11 protein-coding genes are annotated in these 19,470 nt (G+C 42.3%); 7 read left to right on the forward strand and 4 right to left on the reverse strand.

Annotated features, from left to right (window positions below):
• The first annotated feature begins 1,201 nt into the window (after positions 1 to 1,201).
• The 5 genes from AC1EK4_RS06615 to AC1EK4_RS06635 all read left to right on the forward strand — a co-directional run bounded on the left by AC1EK4_RS06615 (position 1,202) and on the right by AC1EK4_RS06635 (position 10,160).
• Complete coding sequence (locus AC1EK4_RS06615) at positions 1,202 to 2,653, forward strand: fimbrillin family protein (protein ID WP_480357520.1); 1,452 nt, start codon at positions 1,202 to 1,204, stop codon at positions 2,651 to 2,653.
• Positions 2,654 to 2,938: 285 nt separating this feature from the next.
• Positions 2,939 to 4,546 (forward strand): CTP synthase, encoded by a 1,608-nt coding sequence (locus AC1EK4_RS06620; RefSeq protein WP_480357522.1) that lies wholly within the window; start codon positions 2,939 to 2,941, stop codon positions 4,544 to 4,546.
• A 70-nt stretch (positions 4,547 to 4,616) separates the two neighbouring features.
• The gene (gene yidC, locus AC1EK4_RS06625) at positions 4,617 to 6,530 is read left to right on the forward strand and encodes a membrane protein insertase YidC (RefSeq protein WP_480357525.1); all 1,914 of its coding nucleotides are present in this window, start codon (positions 4,617 to 4,619) and stop codon (positions 6,528 to 6,530) included.
• Positions 6,531 to 6,605: 75 nt separating this feature from the next.
• Positions 6,606 to 8,768 (forward strand): dipeptidyl-peptidase Dpp5, encoded by a 2,163-nt coding sequence (gene dpp5, locus AC1EK4_RS06630; RefSeq protein ID WP_480357527.1) that lies wholly within the window; start codon positions 6,606 to 6,608, stop codon positions 8,766 to 8,768.
• Between the two features lie 18 nt (positions 8,769 to 8,786).
• The gene (locus tag AC1EK4_RS06635) at positions 8,787 to 10,160 is read left to right on the forward strand and encodes an MFS transporter (protein WP_036900651.1); all 1,374 of its coding nucleotides are present in this window, start codon (positions 8,787 to 8,789) and stop codon (positions 10,158 to 10,160) included.
• Positions 10,161 to 10,531: 371 nt separating this feature from the next.
• Here AC1EK4_RS06635 and AC1EK4_RS06640 read toward each other — a convergent pair whose 3' ends face one another.
• The 3 genes from AC1EK4_RS06640 to AC1EK4_RS06650 are packed head-to-tail and all read right to left on the reverse strand — an operon-like array spanning position 10,532 to position 14,205.
• Positions 10,532 to 12,052 carry a peptide MFS transporter gene (locus AC1EK4_RS06640; protein ID WP_480357530.1) on the reverse strand — a complete coding sequence of 507 codons (1,521 nt, stop codon included), beginning with the start codon at positions 12,050 to 12,052 and terminating at the stop codon, positions 10,532 to 10,534.
• Positions 12,053 to 12,074: 22 nt separating this feature from the next.
• Positions 12,075 to 12,842, reverse strand: a complete 768-nt coding sequence (locus AC1EK4_RS06645) for a porin family protein (RefSeq protein ID WP_480357532.1) — start codon at positions 12,840 to 12,842, stop codon at positions 12,075 to 12,077.
• Between the two features lies 1 nt (position 12,843).
• Entirely contained in the window at positions 12,844 to 14,205 is a 1,362-nt protein-coding gene (locus AC1EK4_RS06650) for an amino acid ABC transporter substrate-binding protein (RefSeq protein ID WP_480357535.1), read from the reverse strand.
• Positions 14,206 to 14,305: 100 nt separating this feature from the next.
• On the opposite strand from AC1EK4_RS06650, the gene AC1EK4_RS06655 reads away from it, so the two are divergent.
• Together AC1EK4_RS06655 and uvrA are read left to right on the forward strand one after the other, a co-directional pair.
• Positions 14,306 to 15,016: a T9SS type B sorting domain-containing protein gene (locus AC1EK4_RS06655; RefSeq protein WP_480357537.1), complete on the forward strand. Its 711-nt coding sequence runs from the start codon at positions 14,306 to 14,308 to the stop codon at positions 15,014 to 15,016.
• Positions 15,009 to 17,837 (forward strand): excinuclease ABC subunit UvrA, encoded by a 2,829-nt coding sequence (gene uvrA, locus AC1EK4_RS06660; protein WP_062434663.1) that lies wholly within the window; start codon positions 15,009 to 15,011, stop codon positions 17,835 to 17,837. The genes AC1EK4_RS06655 and uvrA overlap by 8 nt, the downstream gene beginning before the upstream one ends.
• A 226-nt stretch (positions 17,838 to 18,063) precedes the next feature.
• Here uvrA and AC1EK4_RS06665 read toward each other — a convergent pair whose 3' ends face one another.
• Entirely contained in the window at positions 18,064 to 19,470 is a 1,407-nt protein-coding gene (locus tag AC1EK4_RS06665) for a glycoside hydrolase family 57 protein (RefSeq protein ID WP_480357539.1), read from the reverse strand.

Raw genomic sequence — 19,470 nt, forward strand, 5'->3', positions numbered from 1 at the left:
AAGAATATTACCAAGTAATAGCGAAATAAAATGACCCACCCGACCAGGGCATTTAGTGGGTCAATAATAAATCGTTTTACTGGGTCTAAGATACTTTGCCAGCGTGGGTCAAATTAGTGTGGATTTTCCAATAAGCAAGCGATACAAATTCTCGTTGAGCAGGCCCTACGACGGCAAGATCAAGACCCTCGCCGTCAAGCGCAGTCCGCTGGGAGAGTATTTCGTCATCATGGTTCTTGACAAAGCCCCTGTCAGTCTCGGAAAGACACTATCTTTGTGCACGTCAAGGGCACATACGATTCTCATAAGCCTACATTTGAGGATTATTAATTTTTTTGCTCAAAGATAATACATATTGTGACTTAGAGCACGCATTTAGGACAAAGAATTTATGCTGGCCTTGACACTTTTCCGTCAAATGGGAAGGCGATTCGGGAATTTATTTCCCGTTTTTTATTTCCACTGGCTTATATATCGCGATTTTGCAATTAGAACAACGTTCAAATACAGCGACATTGATGGAACGAGGAAAAGGAACAGAGAGGGAGAGGAAATTACGGATGATCGGACGATATGAAGGGCAGAGTTCATTTGTCATATCATTGTGAGCCATATAGGTACCGATTAAAACGTAATTTCCTGGCTATCAATAGGGTTATGGTAGTGCATCGTAAGTAATTATCCAATATAAGAATGCTCATCTTCAATAATTATAGAAAAGAATACTAGACTCCTTGAATATGCGCTTGCCAAACCTAATATTTGTACGTTGGATGAAGATAGTAAATTAACATTCATAGATAAATAAAAAGCAATTACAAGAAAGTGTATACACGATGTAAATACGGTATAAGACAAGATGAAGAAACACATCCGGAAATACCTGTACCTTGAATATTTCACCTATGCTATATTCTTCAATTCTTCATTGACTATTCCATGGATTCATAGTAATATTTCCGTTTTTGATAGTTAAAATAGCACATTTTTCTATTACTTGCTCAAATAACTTAAAGAATTCATCCGCTATAAATGTTTTTTCAGTAACTTTGCTTTCATTAAACATAGTGATGATTTCTTTGCAATTCTTTAATATCTAATGCCATAAAGTAGCAATTAATCTAGCTATTCTTCAAATCAGAAATGATAGATATTTCGTTGGACTCACATTAAAATATTTAAAACTAAAATCTACATTATCATGAAGAAAAAATTATTGATGACGGTTATTGTCTCTATTGCAGTATTCTCTGCTTGTAACAATAGCGATGAGAAGTTTACGCCTGCTTGCAATGGAGAGGAAGTTAGTTTCTTTGTAAACAGTAATCCAATTACACGTACAGTGGTAAGCACTTCAGACGGTTCTACCCAATTCAAAGATGGCGATTTGCTTGGTATCTACGCTACTGGTGGCGCGACAGCTACTAACGTTAAGTATAACGTAAATGCTACCGATGGAGGCAGTCTTACCGTTGCAAATCAAGGAAATGAGATTACATGGACAGATGCAACAGCTATTGGTAATTTTTATGCTTATTACCCTTATGCCGAATCAAATGCTGATGGTACTGTGGCATTTACAGTTACCAATCAAACTTCACAAACCGATTTTGAAGCTAATGATTTCTTGTATGCCAAGTCTAGTGCTACAGGTACAGCTGTAAAATTTACCTTTAATCATGGACTTTCTTTGGTAAAGGTGGTACTAGTAGGTGACGCATTGTCTGATGCTACTAGTATTACTGTTAAAGCACAGCCAACAATAACATGGACACACACTACTAATAAGTTCGCTACAAGTGGTGAAGCTCTCTCTATTAAAATGTGGAAAGTTTCAGAATCGTCACAAGAATATTGGGCTGTAGTTCCCGCACAAACATTTACTTCGGGTAGTGAAATGTTCAAAATAGCTGTAGGTTCAACCGTTTATAGGTATAAACCTGCAGAAGATAAGACTCTTACACAAGGCGGTAGTACTAAGTTTACCCTGTCTATTGATGCAGAGAAAAAGGTCGTGGCAGTCTCTACTGATGTAACTACAAGTGGATGGAATACTGATGTCGACCAAACCGGTAAGTTAGAGAAAGACCCTATAGTACCTGTGGAATTGATTTCGTCTGCACAAGGAACTTTCTCAACTTCTACAACCCTAACTGCTCAAAAAGAGAAGCAGACTTGTGTAGAAGGTTGGAATACAGTTATTACACAGGCAAGTTTTAAAGATAACGCGATAATTGCTTTCGATAATACGGAATCGGCTATGTCATTAGTTCGTAAAGATGGTGCATGGCATAATGGTACACTTTATTATTGTACACAAGAAAATGCAGCTAAAGCAGGAAAATATACCTTAAAGTTTAAGGTGAAAGCCAGTATGGCAAGTGAACTTCAACTAGGGGTAATACCTTGCATGGGCGAGAAATTGTGGTTTTACGAAAACGGAACAACTAATACTATCAAGCATATTGCTGCAACAACCGAATGGGCTGAGAAAACATTCACTTTTGATTTGAATAAAATAAAAGAAGGAAAAAGTGATCGTGCTGCAACTGCAAATGACTTGAAGAAGGTGCTTGTGTACTTTGTACCGGATATTTGCAGTACGACTAAGTTCTTTATTAAAGACGTGACCTTTATTGAAAATGTAAACTAATACAACGTGAGTCCAACGAACATAATATGTATATGATTATTTCAAGATCAGATTATTAGAGAGTTTGGCAGCCCTAATCTCAATGATAGAATGGGTAGGATACCCTTGCCTTGATTAAATAATGTAAAATCGTCGAATTCATATAACCTATACACTAGCTCTGAAAAAATAAATATTTAGGTATGCAAGAACACAATGCCGAATTATTAATATTGATTAGTTTTGGAGGGTTCATTATTTTGTTGTAATTTTGCACATTGAACATTTTTATTTAAACCAAACATCGTGGCTGAGACAAAATACATCTTCGTAACCGGCGGAGTGGTATCATCATTAGGCAAAGGTATCATCTCTGCATCTATTGGTAAACTTCTACAAGCAAGGGGATATAACATCACAATTCAAAAGTTCGACCCGTACATTAACATCGACCCGGGGACGCTAAACCCTTACGAACATGGCGAATGCTATGTCACAGTGGATGGTATGGAGACCGATTTGGACTTGGGACATTACGAGCGTTATACCAGCATTCAAACCACTAAGGCCAACTCTCTTACTACAGGTAGAATCTACAAAGCTGTCATCGACAAAGAACGTCGTGGTGATTATTTAGGCAAGACCATTCAGGTTGTGCCCCACATCACCGACGAAATCAAGCGCAATGTGAAGATGCTTGGCCAAAAATACCATTACGATTTCGTCATTACAGAGATTGGTGGTACCATCGGCGACATCGAAAGTGCTCCATATATGGAAGCCATCAGACAGCTCAAATGGGAACTTGGTAAGAATGCTATCAACGTACACTTGACGTACGTCCCCTATTTAAAGGCGGCTGGAGAATTGAAGACGAAACCTACCCAGCACTCAGTAAAAGAACTACAGAGCATTGGTATTCAACCCGACATATTGGTTTTACGAACCGAGAAACACCTCGGAGAAGGCATTTTAAAGAAAGTTGCAAGCTTCTGTAACGTAGATTTCGACTGCGTTATTCAGAGTGAAGATCTGCCAAGTATCTACGAAGTACCTGTCAATATGCAGAACCAAGGACTCGATGCAGCCATCCTTCGCAAAATAGGCGAGCCTGTCGGTGAGAAACCTACGCTCGGTCCGTGGAAAGAATTCCTTGAAAGAAGGAACAAAGCTACCGAAGAAGTACACATCGGCCTGATTGGTAAATACGACTTGCAAGACGCTTATAAGAGCATACGCGAAAGCCTTTCTCAGGCAGGTACGTACAACGACCGCAAGACCGTACTCACTTTTATCAACTCAGAGAAGATAACCGAAGAGAATATCAGCGAACTCTTGGAAGGTCAAGATGGTATCATGGTATGTCCGGGATTTGGTCAACGTGGTATCGAAGGAAAAATTATCGCTGCTCACTATGCTCGCATCCACGACATTCCTACATTTGGTATCTGCCTAGGTATGCAAATGATGGTGATTGAGTTTGCTCGCAATGTATTGGGATATAGCGATGCTAACAGCCGTGAAATGGACGAGAAGACCGAGCATAACGTTATCGACATCATGGAAGAGCAGAAAAATATCACCAATATGGGTGGTACTATGCGTCTTGGTGCATACGATTGTAAACTGCGACAAAACTCTCGTGTCTTCGATATTTACAAACAAGAGCATATTCAGGAACGCCATCGCCACCGCTATGAATTCAACAACGACTATCTGACCGAGTACGAAAAGGCCGGCATGATGTGTGTTGGAAAGAATCCGGAAAGCGACTTGGTAGAGATAGTAGAAATTCCAGGACTGAAATGGTACATCGGTACGCAGTTCCATCCGGAATATCAATCGACCGTTTTAAAGCCACATCCACTCTTTGTAGACTTCATTAAAACGGCTAGCGAAAGCAAGAAACACTAAACATTTCATACGATAGCCAAGTCCCATTGTTATTTTACGAGACTTGGCTATCATTATCTAACAAACAATAATGGATCGCAATAACGTAATAGGACTTGTATTAATAGGCCTCGTACTGATAGGCTTCAGTTGGTGGAGCCAGCCTTCTAAAGAGGAACAGAGAGCAGCATTCGTACAAGACTCCATCGCAAAAGCAAAACAAGAGGAAGCAAAGAAGGCTGCCGAATTTAAGTCTAAAGCCCAACAGACTGCTGAGAAACAAGCAGCACTAACCGATACCACAGCTCTTTTCCACGAATCATTAGTGGGTGAAGCACACACTGTTGTCCTCAAAAACAAGAAACTAGAACTATCGTTCAATACGAAGGGAGCCACCGTAACCAAAGCTGTTATCAAGAATTTCTCAGATCGTAATGGTAACAAAAACGTGACTATCTTCGATGGGAAAGACCAAAGTTTGAATTATACATTGGCGGCCAAACAGACCAATATTGCTACGCAAGACTTGTATTTCCAGCCAAGTCAGGTAACAGATTCTACTGTTACATTCACCGCTAGTGCCAATAGTGGTCAGGCTATTACTATCAATTATACACTTGGCAAAGATTATCTGCTACGCATGCAGATGCGTGTGAGTGGCATGGCAGGCCTATTTGCCCCAAACACATCAACTATGGATGTGACTTGGGAAGACATGTGCCGCCAGCAAGAACGCGGTTTCACATTCGAGAATCGCTACGCTACCCTCACCTATCACAAAGTAGATGGAGGCACAGATTACTTGAATGAAACCCAAGAAAAGATTGATGAGAGTATCGAAGACAAAACAGATTGGGTGGCATTTAAGAATCAATTCTTCTCAGCCGTAATGATTGCGAAGAATGATTTTGCGGCAAATTCACTGATGACAAGTATCCCCCAAGAGAAAGAAAGCGGATATTTGAAGCAGTATAGAGCTAAATTGAAGACTTTCTTCGACCCCAAAGGTAATCAAGCATCGGAGTTTGAGTTCTATTACGGTCCCAATGATTTCAGGCTATTACAAAAGGTTGAAAAAGAAAGTACCTTTGGTAAGGATCTTCAACTACAACGCTTGGTTTACTTAGGCTGGCCACTCTTCCGCATCATCAACCGCTGGTTTACCCTCTATGTATTCGATTTCCTGACCGGACTCAATATCAATATGGGTATCGTATTGATACTGATAACCCTCTTGCTAAAGGTTATTACCTACCCGATGGTGAAGAAAAGCTACATGAGTTCAGCCAAAATGCGTGTGTTGAAACCGAAATTGGACGAGGCAACCAAGCAATATGACAAGCCGGAAGACCAAATGCAAAAGCAACAAGCCATGATGGCTGAGTACTCTAAGTATGGGGTAAGCCCACTATCAGGCTGTCTTCCTATGCTGATACAGATGCCTATCTGGATTGCAATGTTCAACTTTGTGCCGAACGCTATCCAATTACGAGGTGAGAATTTCTTATGGATTAAAGATTTAAGTACCTACGATCCCATCTTCGAATGGAACAATAATCTTTGGTTGATAGGCGATCACTTGAGCTTAACCTGTATTCTTTTCTGCATAGCCAACGTCCTTTACTCTTGGATGACAATGCGTCAACAGCGCGATCAGATGGTAGGTCAGCAGGCTGAACAGATGAAGATGATGCAATACATGATGTATCTGATGCCTCTATTCTTCTTCTTTATGTTCAACGACTATAGTGCCGGACTGAATTTCTACTACTTCGTCAGCCTCTTCTTCAGTGCTGCTATCATGTGGGCATTGCGAAAAACGACCAACGACGAGAAACTTCTTCAACTCTTGGAAACACGTTATAAGGAGAACCTAGCGAATCCTCAGAAGAAAATGGGAGGCTTAGCTGCCAGACTCCAAGCCTTGCAAGAGATGCAACAGAAGCAACAAGAAGAAACCAGACGTAAGCAAGAAGAACTCAATAGAAAGAAAAAAGGATTATAAATAACACAGAAGCCACTAACTCGAATTCGGAAAAAGAAGAAAGTTAGTGGCTCTTTTAGCATTATAACAACAAATATGAACAGAATAGTGGGACTAGCAATGGCAACAATGCTCACTGTATCAACACAGAGCCAAGCCCAAGAACAGAGTATCATAGGGCCACATCACATCACTTTACAATCCGACTTGATGACTCCGGAAGCACTTTGGGCCATGGGCAGAATAGGTGGTTCACAGGTTTCTCCGAATGGAAAACAAATAGTATATCAAGTATCTTATTACAGTGTAAAAGAGAATAAGAGTCATACAATACTCTATCTTGCAGACATAAATGGCAAGAACAAGAAACAACTTACACTTGATAACAAGAGCGAAAGCGATGCTACATGGATTGAAAACGGCCAAAGAATAGCCTTCTTAAGAGCCGGTCAGATATGGAGTATGAAGGCAGATGGAAGCGAACGCAAGCAATTATCACACTCAGTTATAGACATTGAGGGCTTCCGTTTTAGCCCCGATGGCAAGAAAGTGGTGCTCATCAAATCGATTCCTTACTACGGAACCATCAAAAAGAATCCTGATGATTTACCCAAAGCTACAGGTAGATTGGTCACCGATATGAACTATCGCCACTGGGATCATTACGTAGAAAGCATTGCTCATCCATTCCTTGCAGAGGTATCAGAGGCCGGTATCAACAATGGAACAGACATCATGGAGGGCGAACCTTACGAAAGTCCGGTTGCTCCTTTTGGTGGAATAGAGCAAATAGCATGGAGTCCTGACTCTAAAATCATTGCCTATACTTCTCGAAAAAAAGAGGGAATACAATACGCAATCTCCACAGATACCGACATATATCTTTACGATATAGAGACTAAGCAGACCAAAAACATCTGCAAACCAGTCGGTTATGTCGAGCCAAAGATTGATGCTACCAAGACGATGAAGACTCAAGCGGTGAATCATCAAGATGCAGATATGAATGTAGGCTACGATGTCAACCCAAAATTCTCGCCCAATGGCAAATACATTGCATGGCAAAGTATGGAGCACAACGGCTATGAGAGCGATCGCAACCGCCTATGCGTATACAACTTGGCAACCGGAAAAAAGAAATACGTAACGGAGAGTTTCGACTCCAATGTAGACGATTACTGCTGGAATAACGACTCAAAAACACTTTATTTCCTCGGTATTTGGCATGCCACAGAAATGATATATCAGACTAACCTAGAGGGAAAAGTGATACAACTTACCGACGGTTGGTTTGACTATGGAAGCATACAACTAGCCAACAACGGTAATATGCTCTTAGCAAGCAGACACTCTCACCAGAATGGCGACGAACTTTTCTTGGTGAAACCGGGCAAAGAGAAGAAAGCAATTGTTAGTCAAATAACTTTTGAAAATAAGCATATATACGACCAATTGGCACTCGGCAAGACAGAACAGCGCTGGGTGAAGACCACCGATGGCAAAGATATGCTCGTTTGGGTAGTACTTCCGCCACACTTCGATGCCACAAAGAAGTACCCCACTCTATTATTCTGTGAGGGTGGACCACAAAGTCCGGTAAGCCAATTTTGGAGCTATCGTTGGAATTTCCAAATCATGGCAGCCAACGGGTACATTGTTATTGCCCCCAACAGACGCGGACTTCCGGGCTTTGGAAGCAAATGGAACGAGGACATCAGTGGCGATTGGACCGGTCAATGTATGAACGATTACTTCAGCGCCATTGACGATGCTACCACCAACTTACCTTATGTTGACAAAGACAGATTGGGATGCGTAGGAGCCAGCTTCGGTGGTTTCTCGGTATTCTATTTGGCCGGTCACCACGACAAACGATTCAAAGCGTTCATCGCACACGACGGTGCTTTCAACCTCGAAAGCATGTATACCGATACCGAGGAAGCATGGTTCTCTAATTGGGAATACGAGAGTGCGCCTTGGAACAAGGATATTACTGCCAATGGCAAGAAGACTTATGACAACAGTCCTCACAAGTTTGTCGACAAATGGGATACTCCCATCCTCGTCATTCACGGTGAAAAAGATTATCGAATCAATGCTAATCAAGGTATGGGAGCATTTAATGCAGCCCGTATGCGCGGCATCCCGGCCGAACTTCTCATCTTCCCCGATGAAAACCACTGGGTATTGAAGCCACAAAACGGTATTCTCTGGCAGCGTACCTTCTTCAGTTGGTTGGATAAATGGTTGAAAAAATAATAATACATATCAATAAAAATGGTCGAAAAAATACAAAAGAAATTGAGTGACAGTGCCAGTGCTAGATGGACAGCCTTGTTCATCGTAGCCTTCACAATGATGATGGGATACTTCATCACCGACGTTATGTCACCTCTAGAAGTACTACTTACCAAGCCAGCATCGGCTGGTGGACTAGGTTGGAGTTCCGATGATTACGGATTCTTTGCCGGCTCTTACGGTCTCATCAACGTCTTCCTGCTCATGTTATTCTTCGGGGGTATCATCCTCGACAAGATGGGAATCAGATTTGCCGGAATCTTATCATGCGTACTCATGGTTGCCGGTGTATTCATCAAATACTACGGAATCACTGGAGATTTCGGCGATACCAAATTCACACTCGATTTTGTCAACTTCTCATTACCGATGTCGGCGGCTATCGCTTCACTCGGTTTTGCCATCTTCGGAGTTGGCTGTGAAATCTGCGGAATCACCGTTTCTAAGATTATGACGAAATGGTTTGCCGGTCACGAGTTGGCATTAGCCATGGGATTACAGGTGGCATTGGCTCGTCTAGGAACTGCGGCTGCTATGATGGGAAGCCTCCCTATTGCCAAGGCTTTTGGCAATTCTATTGGTGCTCCCATTCTCTTAGGCGCAGCACTCTTAATCATTGGTCTGCTGGCATTCTTGGTTTACAACATCATGGACAAGAAACTAGATGCATCGACAGCTGCATATAATGCAGAAAACACTGTAGAGAGCGAAGACGAATCATTCCATTTCAGCGATTTGAAACTTATCTTTACCAATCCCGGCTTTTGGTGTATTACCATCTTATGCCTCCTTTTCTATAGCGGTGTGTTCCCCTTCTTGAAGTTTGCTACCAAGCTAATGGTTGCCAACTATGCCGTAAAAGAGGAATGGGCCGGTATCATTCCCGGCTTGATTCCATTTGGAACCATCTTCCTTACTCCCCTATTCGGTTCTATATATGATAAGGTAGGCAAAGGTGCCACACTGATGTTGATCGGTAGTACTATGCTAACAGGCGTACATCTCATCTTTGCTACCCACATCATGCCATACGGTTGGTTTGCCGTTATCATCATGATTATTCTAGGTATTGCCTTCTCTTTGGTACCATCTGCCATGTGGCCAAGCGTCCCAAAGATTATTCCTTTGAAGTATTTGGGAAGTGCTTACGCCGTTATATTCTACATCCAGAATATAGGATTGTCCTTGGTTCCAATGTGGATAGGAAGAGTTAACGGAAGCGACCCAAGCTATACCACCTCCATGAGTATCTTCACCGGCTTCGGTATCGCTGCCATTATTACATCGTTGGTGCTCATTGCCATCGATAAAAAGAAAGGATATGGCCTACAAAAAGCCAATATAAAGAAGTAAGATAACAATATTATAAAACAATCCCTTTCATGGAATGGAACAAAGCCATCTGTGAAGGGGATTTTTTATTATTCTTTATTTACTCATAAAACTTCACTTCTCACTCGAACTTCATCCACTCGTCATCCTGTGCACTTATCTACGACTCCACTGCAAGGCCGTAGCAAGATTGCTGCAAGGCTGAGTCAGCGAAACTGCAGAGACTAAACAGCAATGTTGCCATGCCTCTGCAGTAAATCCAATAAAAAGTATAGATATCCTAAAAGCGACATGGTAAGATGGTGATATAGCATGATTAGGAACATCAATACATAACAAAAGCGGTGCAACCCAAACAAGTTGCACCGCTTTTCTATATTTCTAAATGCTGCTTAGCACACTTTTTCAAGCTTCTTCATAATCGCAAGCATGAAGATAAATGCCAACAGGCAGAGCACAATAAGCAATCCCCAAACCACATACAGAGGCGCATGGGCCCACAATAAGGCAGGAATACTGGTAAGATAGTTACCAATAGCGGTAGCCACAAACCATCCTCCCATCATCATACCTTTGTACTTTGGAGGAGCAACCTTGCTGACAAAAGAGATTCCCATGGGTGAAAGCAGAAGTTCACCGAATGTCAATACCAAATAGGTAGAGATGAGCCAATTGGATGATACCAATGTTTCGGGTGTAGCACCGTTAGCAGCTTGCATCGCTGGAGAAGGAAGACCGACAGACCCAACCGTCATAATCATGAAACCAATAGCAGCTACCAACATACCGTATGCTATCTTACGAGGAGCAGATGGCTCCTTACCTACGCGACCTAGCCAACCAAATAGTGCCATACTTACAGGTGTCAAAGCAACCACAAAGAATGGATTGAACTGCTGGAAGATAGGAGCATCAATCTCTGTTGAACCTGATATATGAGCATATTTCCATGCCAAACCGGCAGCAGCTAAAGCAACTATAGCACCGGCAATGCCTTTTCCACGACTTGTTTTAGATTGGAAGAGACCAAATAAGCCATACACCATCACGATAGCCAATACCAAATTAAATACGTCGAAGAACATACTTTCAACACCGGTAGTGCTCTTCACGGTGAATTCATCGGCAAAAAGGGTTAACGTAAGACCATTCTGATGGAAAGCCATCCAGAAGAATACAACGACTGCAAACACCAAGATAAGAGCCGTAATACGGTCTTTGGTTTCCTTGGGTGACAACTCTACAACCTCATCCTTAGCCTCAGAAGTACGTACTGTACCATTTCCTTCTACATGTTTAAAAGTGCTTCTGAATCCATAATAGATAAGGATAGAAACTATCAATGAGATACATGCCACTCCAAAAGCAAAATGATAACTATCATTAACACCTACACCGAGATTGTTCTGAGCCCACTTCATGATACCAACGGCAGCAGAAGGAGCAAAGAGCGCACCAATATTGATGGCCATATAGAAGATAGAAAAAGCCGAATCGCGCTGAGATGAATAGCGAGGGTCATCATATAGGTTACCCACCATTACTTGCAGATTTCCCTTAAACAATCCGGTACCAGCCGAAATCATCAACAATGCGGCTGCCATACCGATAATTGCAATGACATTTGCGCCTAGTGGCATAGCTAAAACCACGTATCCGGCAAACATAATCATCACACCTATCTTCACCATTCGGCCATAACCGAACTTATCGGCAAGGATACCACCAATGAAAGGAAGAAAATACACTAATGCGAGGAAGGCAGCATAGATAGAACCGGCCGTTCCTGCTGAGAAGCCAAAGTTGGCTTTCAAGAAGAGTACAAAGGTAGCTAGCATGGTGTAATAACCGAATCTTTCGCCGGTATTAGCCAATGCTAAAGCATAAAGTCCTTTAGGTTGGTTTTCAAACATAAGTCATTAAGAATTTAAGTGATTATTTTTTATTTTTGTTTTTCTTGGTTTTAACTATATCAAACCAGTAAGTCATCTTTACCACAACATTACTTAGATTAGATTTAGCAAAGTAATCTTTCTTTGAAGCACCGTATAAATTGCCCAGTCCAAAATAATATCTGGCCTCCAACGCAAAGTGTCCTACGGCAGGAATACTATATTCCAAACCTGCGCCCGCAGCAATTCCATAGTCGAAACTATGCTCCACGGCCATCGTATCTTGCGCTACTACTGAGCTAACACGGTCTTTGGTATTCCTTGAAGCGAAGTCGAAGTTCATCTGAGTACGCTCACTAAGCAGCCAACCAAACTGTGGTCCCAAGTTAATAAAGAACTGTGCGCCTCGCGTTTCGCGCCCCCATGCCAAATGGGCAAACACAGGTACCTGCACATAAGAGAGTGTTCGGCTGTATTCTTCGGCTACTCCAGTGGTGGCATTTATCACCGGTTTATCGTTTACATCCAAAATATCTTCTTTCCAACCTACCTGAGAATAGTTCACTTCTGCCACAATAGAACAAATCGTACTAAAGTATTTTTCACTTTTATAACGGATAGATAAACCACCGGTCATACCTCCCAGCCACTTCTGATTCACTTTGGGAGTAAAGCCTACTTGACTCATCACGTAGCCCCCATTAACTCCGACAGAAAGGTCATTACGGTACTCTCCCACCTGAGCGTGGGCAAAAGATGCCGTCAAGAGCATTGCACCTACAAATACCAAACGGATATAACGGTTCTTCATATCAATAGTTGATGCTCTCAATAGTTTGATTAACAGTATAATGAATCAATTGGAAACAGTCATTCATATAACCTCCATTGCCCACCTTATTGAAATACAAAGGAGCCTGCATAGCCTTATATACATTCTGGGATTTACTTCCTATAAAGGATTTTCCATATCTCCACAGACCTCGAACAAAATAAGAAGCATGGTCATAACCTGTCAATGCGAAGCGAGGCAACGCATTCTGCATACTCGCATGGAACCATCGCGTATAATTATTTATAGCCTCTTTCGTTTGACTATCAACAGGATTATAATAGAATGTGGTAGGAATATAAGTGTCATATTTATAAAATGACGGCAGATAATAGTCCACATACATCAACCATTCCGTGTATCCAAACATAGAAACTCGTACCTGTGGATAACTGACAGACAAACCATCAAGTTTGGCAAGTGCCACTCTCAACTCCGGCGAACGACCAGTATTCAGAATAACAACATTGGGCTCTGTACGACTAAACGCCTTGGCAAACATCTCTTCACTCGATTTCAAGTTCGTAATATTATACTTGATACCGCGTTGATCCAACTGTTTACGTAACCCGAATGTGAATATTCCCTTGCGACTAGTGGTATCATTGCAATCGATAAAGACAGCATGATGGTGCGGAAATCGCTCCAAAAAGGCTTTGATAGCAGCATCATTCTGCTTCGTCGGGCTCTGATAGATTTGATAGACCTGCTTATATGCCTCCACGTCATTGCCACTAATAGAGAACGGAACGACCAATTTAATATCGTTACGTGTACAGAATTCGGCCAACGATTTGAGCTGTTTCGTGTACAAAGGACCGAATATCAAATCGCATTTCTTGGCATTATCATCTAACAATACTGTTCTTACATCAGCATCAATAGCTACATTCCAACTATGGATAGAGGTGGAAATACCCTCCTTCTTCAGCTTATCACATGCCATCAAGACACCACGATAATACTCAACCATGCGTCTACCATCACCGTCAACATCGTGTAAAGGCAGCATCACACCAATATTCACGGTGCGCCCAACAGCTTGTTTCACAGTAGATTTAGCCTGCGTTACCGGCTGAGTAGGTTTGGCGGTTGCCGCTTCCGGAGCAGAATAAGGAATAAATATATAATCTCCTTTCTTGAGAGAGTAGCCTTCTACCTTCATTTCGGGATTGGCATTCATTAGCTCAGGAATTGATATTCCATATTGTCTAGCTATTCCAAAAAGGGTATCTTTCTTCTTTACTTTATACATATCGCGCCACTTTGTGGTCTGTCCGACAGCTGATAAAGCCAAGAATAAGAATAATATGAATGACGCATAGCGAGTCAAATACTTCATGATTGGTGCTTTTATTTATTACAATTGCAAAAATACAAAAAAACTCTCATCCCCATATGACATCTCTCATCTTTTTAGTAACTTTGCACAATTACAAACAATGAGAATAGGGATATTACATACTTCTATCATAACAGCAATGCTTTCGATTTCTCCGATTGCTGTATATGCAGATGTTACGCCTACGATAAGCCCTACCGTCAACGTCACTACGACAGACGGAACGACTGATGAAGGCATAACAACTTATTCAGGTTCTGCCCCTGTTACATGTGCATTCAAAGCCAATGTACTCAATCAGACGGGATGGGATGCCCTCTATGAATGGCATTTCTATACTGAGGGGAATGCCAAGACGCCGTATCTTATTAGATATGAGGAAAATACCAGCTATACGTTTAAGGAATCAGGATCGCATTACGTACAGCTTTATGCCACCTTTACGAAAGGGGGTGAGTCTATCACATGGCAAAGTGAGGACACCAATCCCATCACGATAACCATCTCGGAAAGTAAGCTTGAAATGCCCAATGCGTTCTCCCCCAATGATGACGGAGTCAACGACATCTATAAAGCCAAAAAAGGTTATCAGAGCATTGTGGAGTTTAAAGCCTACATTTTCAACAGATGGGGACAGAAACTCTATGAATGGAATGACCCGGCAGGAGGCTGGGATGGGACTTTTCGTGGACAAAACGTCAAGGAAGGAGTGTATTTTGTCTTGGTTAAAGCGAAAGGGGCAGATGGCCGTACTTTCAATATTAGAAAAGATGTAAACCTGTTAAGAGGATATAGCAACGCACATGAATAGGAATGAAGACCAAATAAACATTTGGGGAGCACGCGTACATAATCTGAAAAATATAGATGTTACCATTCCGCGTAACTCATTAACGGTCATCACCGGACTTAGTGGCTCGGGTAAATCGTCATTGGCTTTCGACACAATCTTTGCCGAAGGACAACGTCGATACATCGAGACTTTCTCAGCATACGCACGCAATTTCTTAGGAAACATGGAACGTCCGGACGTTGATAAGATTACAGGTTTGAGTCCGGTTATCAGTATTGAGCAGAAGACAACCAATAAAAATCCACGCTCAACGGTTGGTACGACCACCGAAATCTACGACTACTTACGTCTGCTATACGCCAGAGCTGGCATAGCCTATAGCTATATGACGGGCGAAAAGATGGTGAGATACACCGAAGAAAAGGTGCTAGAGATGATTCTCAACACCTATGATGGCAAGAAAATCTACATTCTTGCCCCACTTGTAAGAAACCGAAAAGGACATTATCGTGAACTTTTTGAAAGCATGCGGCGCAAAGGTTACCTCTATATACGGGTAGATGGGGAAGTTATGGACCTCAAACCCGGCATGAAGACCGACCGCTATAAGAACCACAACATAGAAGTCGTGATAGACAAACTGGCCGTACAATCCAAGGATGATCAGCGATTGAAGAAGACAGTTCAGGTGGCCATGCGAGAAGGTGAAGGCCTCATCATGATACTGGATAAGGAGAGTAACGAGGGCAAATATTACTCCAAGCGATTGATGTGTCCCACTTCGGGAATCTCATATAAGGATCCTGCGCCCAATATCTTCTCATTCAATTCTCCCGAAGGTGCCTGTCCACACTGCAAAGGATTGGGCTATGTAAATCAAATAGACTTGAAGAAGGTCATTCCAAACGACAAATTGAGCATCCATGATGGAGCCATTTTGCCACTTGGCAAATACAAGAACCAAATGATTTTCTGGCAAGTTGGCGCCATCCTTGATAAATACGACTGCACGCTGAAGACTCCGTTCAAAGATATTCCACAAGAAGCTGTAGACGAGATTTTATACGGAAGTCTTGAGAAAGTGAAAATTAGTAAAGAACTTGTACACACAAGTTCCGACTATTTCATTGATTTTGACGGTATCATCAAGTACTTACAAAACGTTATAGAGAATGATGATACGTCGGCAGGACAAAAGTGGGCCGACCAATTCTTGGCCGAAACCGAATGTCCGGAATGTCATGGACAACGACTAAACCGTGAAGCTCTCTCTTATAAAATATGGGATAAGAACATCGCAACAGTTGCCAACTTTGACTTACTGGAGCTGAAGGAATGGCTCGACCAAGTGGAAGAGCACATGGACGATACCCAAAAGAAGATTGGAACAGAGATTATCAAGGAAATTAAAACACGTGTCAACTTCCTCTTAGAGGTAGGACTTGACTATTTATCTCTAAACCGCCAATCGGCAAGTCTGTCGGGTGGAGAGAGCCAACGCATCCGATTGGCCACACAAATTGGCTCCCAATTGGTAAACGTACTATATATTCTCGACGAGCCAAGCATCGGTTTACACCAACGAGACAACGAGCGTCTCATTCGTTCATTAAAGGAATTACGCGACCTCGGAAACACGGTTATCGTGGTGGAACATGACAAAGATATGATGTTGGCAGCCGATTACATCGTCGACATCGGCCCCAAAGCCGGACGAAAAGGTGGTGAAGTGGTATTCCAAGGTACTCCTCAAGAGATGCTCAAGACACATACCATAACCGCCGATTACCTCAATGGCGACCGAGAAATTGCCATTCCGGCCAAGCGTCGTAAAGGAAACGGCAAAACACTACGCCTGCTTGGCGCATCGGGCAACAACTTAAAAGATGTTGATATAGATTTCCCGCTAGGCAAACTCATCGTGGTAACAGGCGTTTCGGGGTCGGGTAAATCCACCTTAATCAATGAAACACTGCAACCAATCCTATCTCATCACTTCTATCGGTCATTGAAAAAGCCGATGCCCTATCACTCTATCGAGGGCATAGACCATATAGATAAGGTGGTAAATGTAGATCAAAGCCCCATCGGAAGGACTCCTCGTAGCAACCCAGCCACCTATACGGGCGTGTTCAGCGAGATAAGAAAGCTCTTCGTCAACCTGCCCGAAGCCAAGATACGTGGCTATAAGCCCGGTAGATTCTCATTCAATGTGAAGGGTGGAAGGTGCGAAACATGCGGTGGAAACGGCTATAAAACCATCGAAATGAATTTCTTACCCGATGTGATGGTGCCTTGCGAGGTATGCCACGGCAAAAGATACAACCGCGAAACGTTGGAAGTAAGATTCAAAGGAAAGAGTATTGCCGATGTCCTCGATATGACTATCAATCAGGCAGTAGAGTTCTTTGAGAACGTGCCAAGCATCCTGCCAAAGATTAAGAGCCTGCAGGATGTAGGCTTGGGATATATCAAACTGGGGCAGAGTTCCACTACCCTATCGGGCGGTGAAAGCCAACGAGTGAAGCTGGCAACGGAATTAGCCAAGAAAGATACAGGCAAAACGCTCTATATTCTTGACGAACCTACTACCGGACTACACTTTGAAGACATCAACATCTTGATGGATGTACTTCAAAAACTCGTCGATCGTGGCAATACAGTCATCATCATCGAACACAATCTAGATGTCATTAAACTAGCTGACTACATCATCGATATGGGACCGGAAGGTGGTCGTGGCGGAGGAAAAGTACTGTGTACCGGTACACCGGAAGAAGTAGTAAAAGAGAATAAAGGCTACACCGTAAAGTTTCTCAAAGAGGAATTGAAGGACTAGAAACAGACCACAACACCTCAAGTATGGCACATCTGTGCTCACCCAAACACCATGTTTAGCATGGCTTAGAATAGTCTTGAGTTGCTGCAAGAACATAACAGCAATGCTGACTCAGCAGTTCAGTAAAACAGCAAAGGCTCCGCAGCAATGCTGCGGAGCCTTTGCAATAATATAATAAAACCACTAATGGTATATCAAACAAATGCCTTAGATATACTAGATAAAGTTACTTAGCCTCCTCTTTCTTTATAGGAGCAGCCTTGACAGCCTTCTTTCGAGTAGTGGTCGTCTTCTTTTTAGAAGCTGATTGTTTCTCACGACGAGCAGCTTCGGCTTTCTCCATCTTCTCAACCTTGGCTTGCAGACGGATGATTTCCTTTTCTTTCATCTCAATTTCTTCGCCCTGATTGTTGATTGCCGTAAGCAGACTATTCAACTCATCATTGTCTATTTCTTCGGGATAAAGCCTATTAACACGGCTGATAAAGTCGCCGAGGATGTTCATATAGTTCGTAAACGCATCGAACGGACTGGTATAAATACCGCGATCTAGTCCCACATTGCTTGGCTTGGTGGTCATAAAGCGGAAGTTATTGCTAGCCTGTAGATAATCCCAATCTTGATTTATACGCGGGTCGTTGGCTATGCGTACACGGTCGGCAACACTATAAAGTTTGTTGAAAGCCTCACGCTGCATGGGATTACCAAGCCATGGACTGACGTCACGTTCCTCATCTACCCAACTCAATGTATCGGGAACATCAAGCGCACCAACACTCTTCGTCTGTTTGAATACTTCACTCGGAGTAGAGAATGTTATATTCCGTTCCTTAGCACAAGCTGGTAAAGCCTTAAAGAATTCAAGAATATTGCTGGAAAGCGGCTGTGAAATACCAAGGGCAGAGAGCTCCATGAAGATGTTAACATTCTGTTCTTCAGCCGGAAGAGCAGCAATCTTGTTCATATACACATCTGCAAAGAGAGGATAACCATCCCAACCGGTATCACTAAACCGCAATGCGATATCATCGCTGAGTTGATAATCACGAAGCAACAACTTCAAGTTACGATTCAAAGCACAGTTATATACATAGTGCGGAGATTTCCAACCCAGCACATGTTTAGCTCCTTCCGTAATCATACCTTTAAAGCCCATACCGGCAGCTTGGACTCCAATATCATCACTATAAATCAAAGAAGAGTTACGAAGGACGGTAGGATACTTTCCAAAATATTCCTTGATTTTTTCGCATTGGCGCTTTACGTCGGTGGCAAAACACTCTTCGTTGACTAGAGAAGAAAGCCCATGAGAATAAGGTTCGGCCAAAAACTCCACACAACCGGTCTCATTCAGTTCTTGCAATTTGGCCAAAACTTGTGGGGCATGCATCTCCAATTGCTCCATTCCAACACCGGATAGCGAGAACGTCACTTTAAAATTGCCTTCATTCTCCTTTATCATACTGAGCAAAGTATCCAATGCCGGCATATAACAACGCTCAGTAAAATCATTGATGGTACGCTCGTTCTCGAAATCATCATAGTAATAATGATCTGTTCCTATATCGAAAAAACGATAACGTTTCAGATGAATAATCTGATGTATTTCAAAATATAAACATATTGTTTTCAT

The organism is Prevotella sp. C0026C3 (assembly GCF_056590795.1).

What these genes read in the sequence shown, in the direction of transcription:
- AC1EK4_RS06635 (WP_036900651.1), top strand. Translation starts at nt 8,787, where the DNA reads ATGGTCGAAAAAATACAAAAGAAATTGAGTGACAGTGCCAGTGCTAGA.
- uvrA (WP_062434663.1), top strand. Translation starts at nt 15,009, where the DNA reads ATGAATAGGAATGAAGACCAAATAAACATTTGGGGAGCACGCGTACAT.
- dpp5 (WP_480357527.1), top strand. Translation starts at nt 6,606, where the DNA reads ATGAACAGAATAGTGGGACTAGCAATGGCAACAATGCTCACTGTATCA.
- AC1EK4_RS06615 (WP_480357520.1), top strand. Translation starts at nt 1,202, where the DNA reads ATGAAGAAAAAATTATTGATGACGGTTATTGTCTCTATTGCAGTATTC.
- AC1EK4_RS06645 (WP_480357532.1), bottom strand. Translation starts at nt 12,842, where the DNA reads ATGAAGAACCGTTATATCCGTTTGGTATTTGTAGGTGCAATGCTCTTG.
- AC1EK4_RS06640 (WP_480357530.1), bottom strand. Translation starts at nt 12,052, where the DNA reads ATGTTTGAAAACCAACCTAAAGGACTTTATGCTTTAGCATTGGCTAAT.
- AC1EK4_RS06665 (WP_480357539.1), bottom strand. Translation starts at nt 19,470, where the DNA reads ATGAAAACAATATGTTTATATTTTGAAATACATCAGATTATTCATCTG.
- AC1EK4_RS06655 (WP_480357537.1), top strand. Translation starts at nt 14,306, where the DNA reads ATGAGAATAGGGATATTACATACTTCTATCATAACAGCAATGCTTTCG.
- yidC (WP_480357525.1), top strand. Translation starts at nt 4,617, where the DNA reads ATGGATCGCAATAACGTAATAGGACTTGTATTAATAGGCCTCGTACTG.
- AC1EK4_RS06650 (WP_480357535.1), bottom strand. Translation starts at nt 14,205, where the DNA reads ATGAAGTATTTGACTCGCTATGCGTCATTCATATTATTCTTATTCTTG.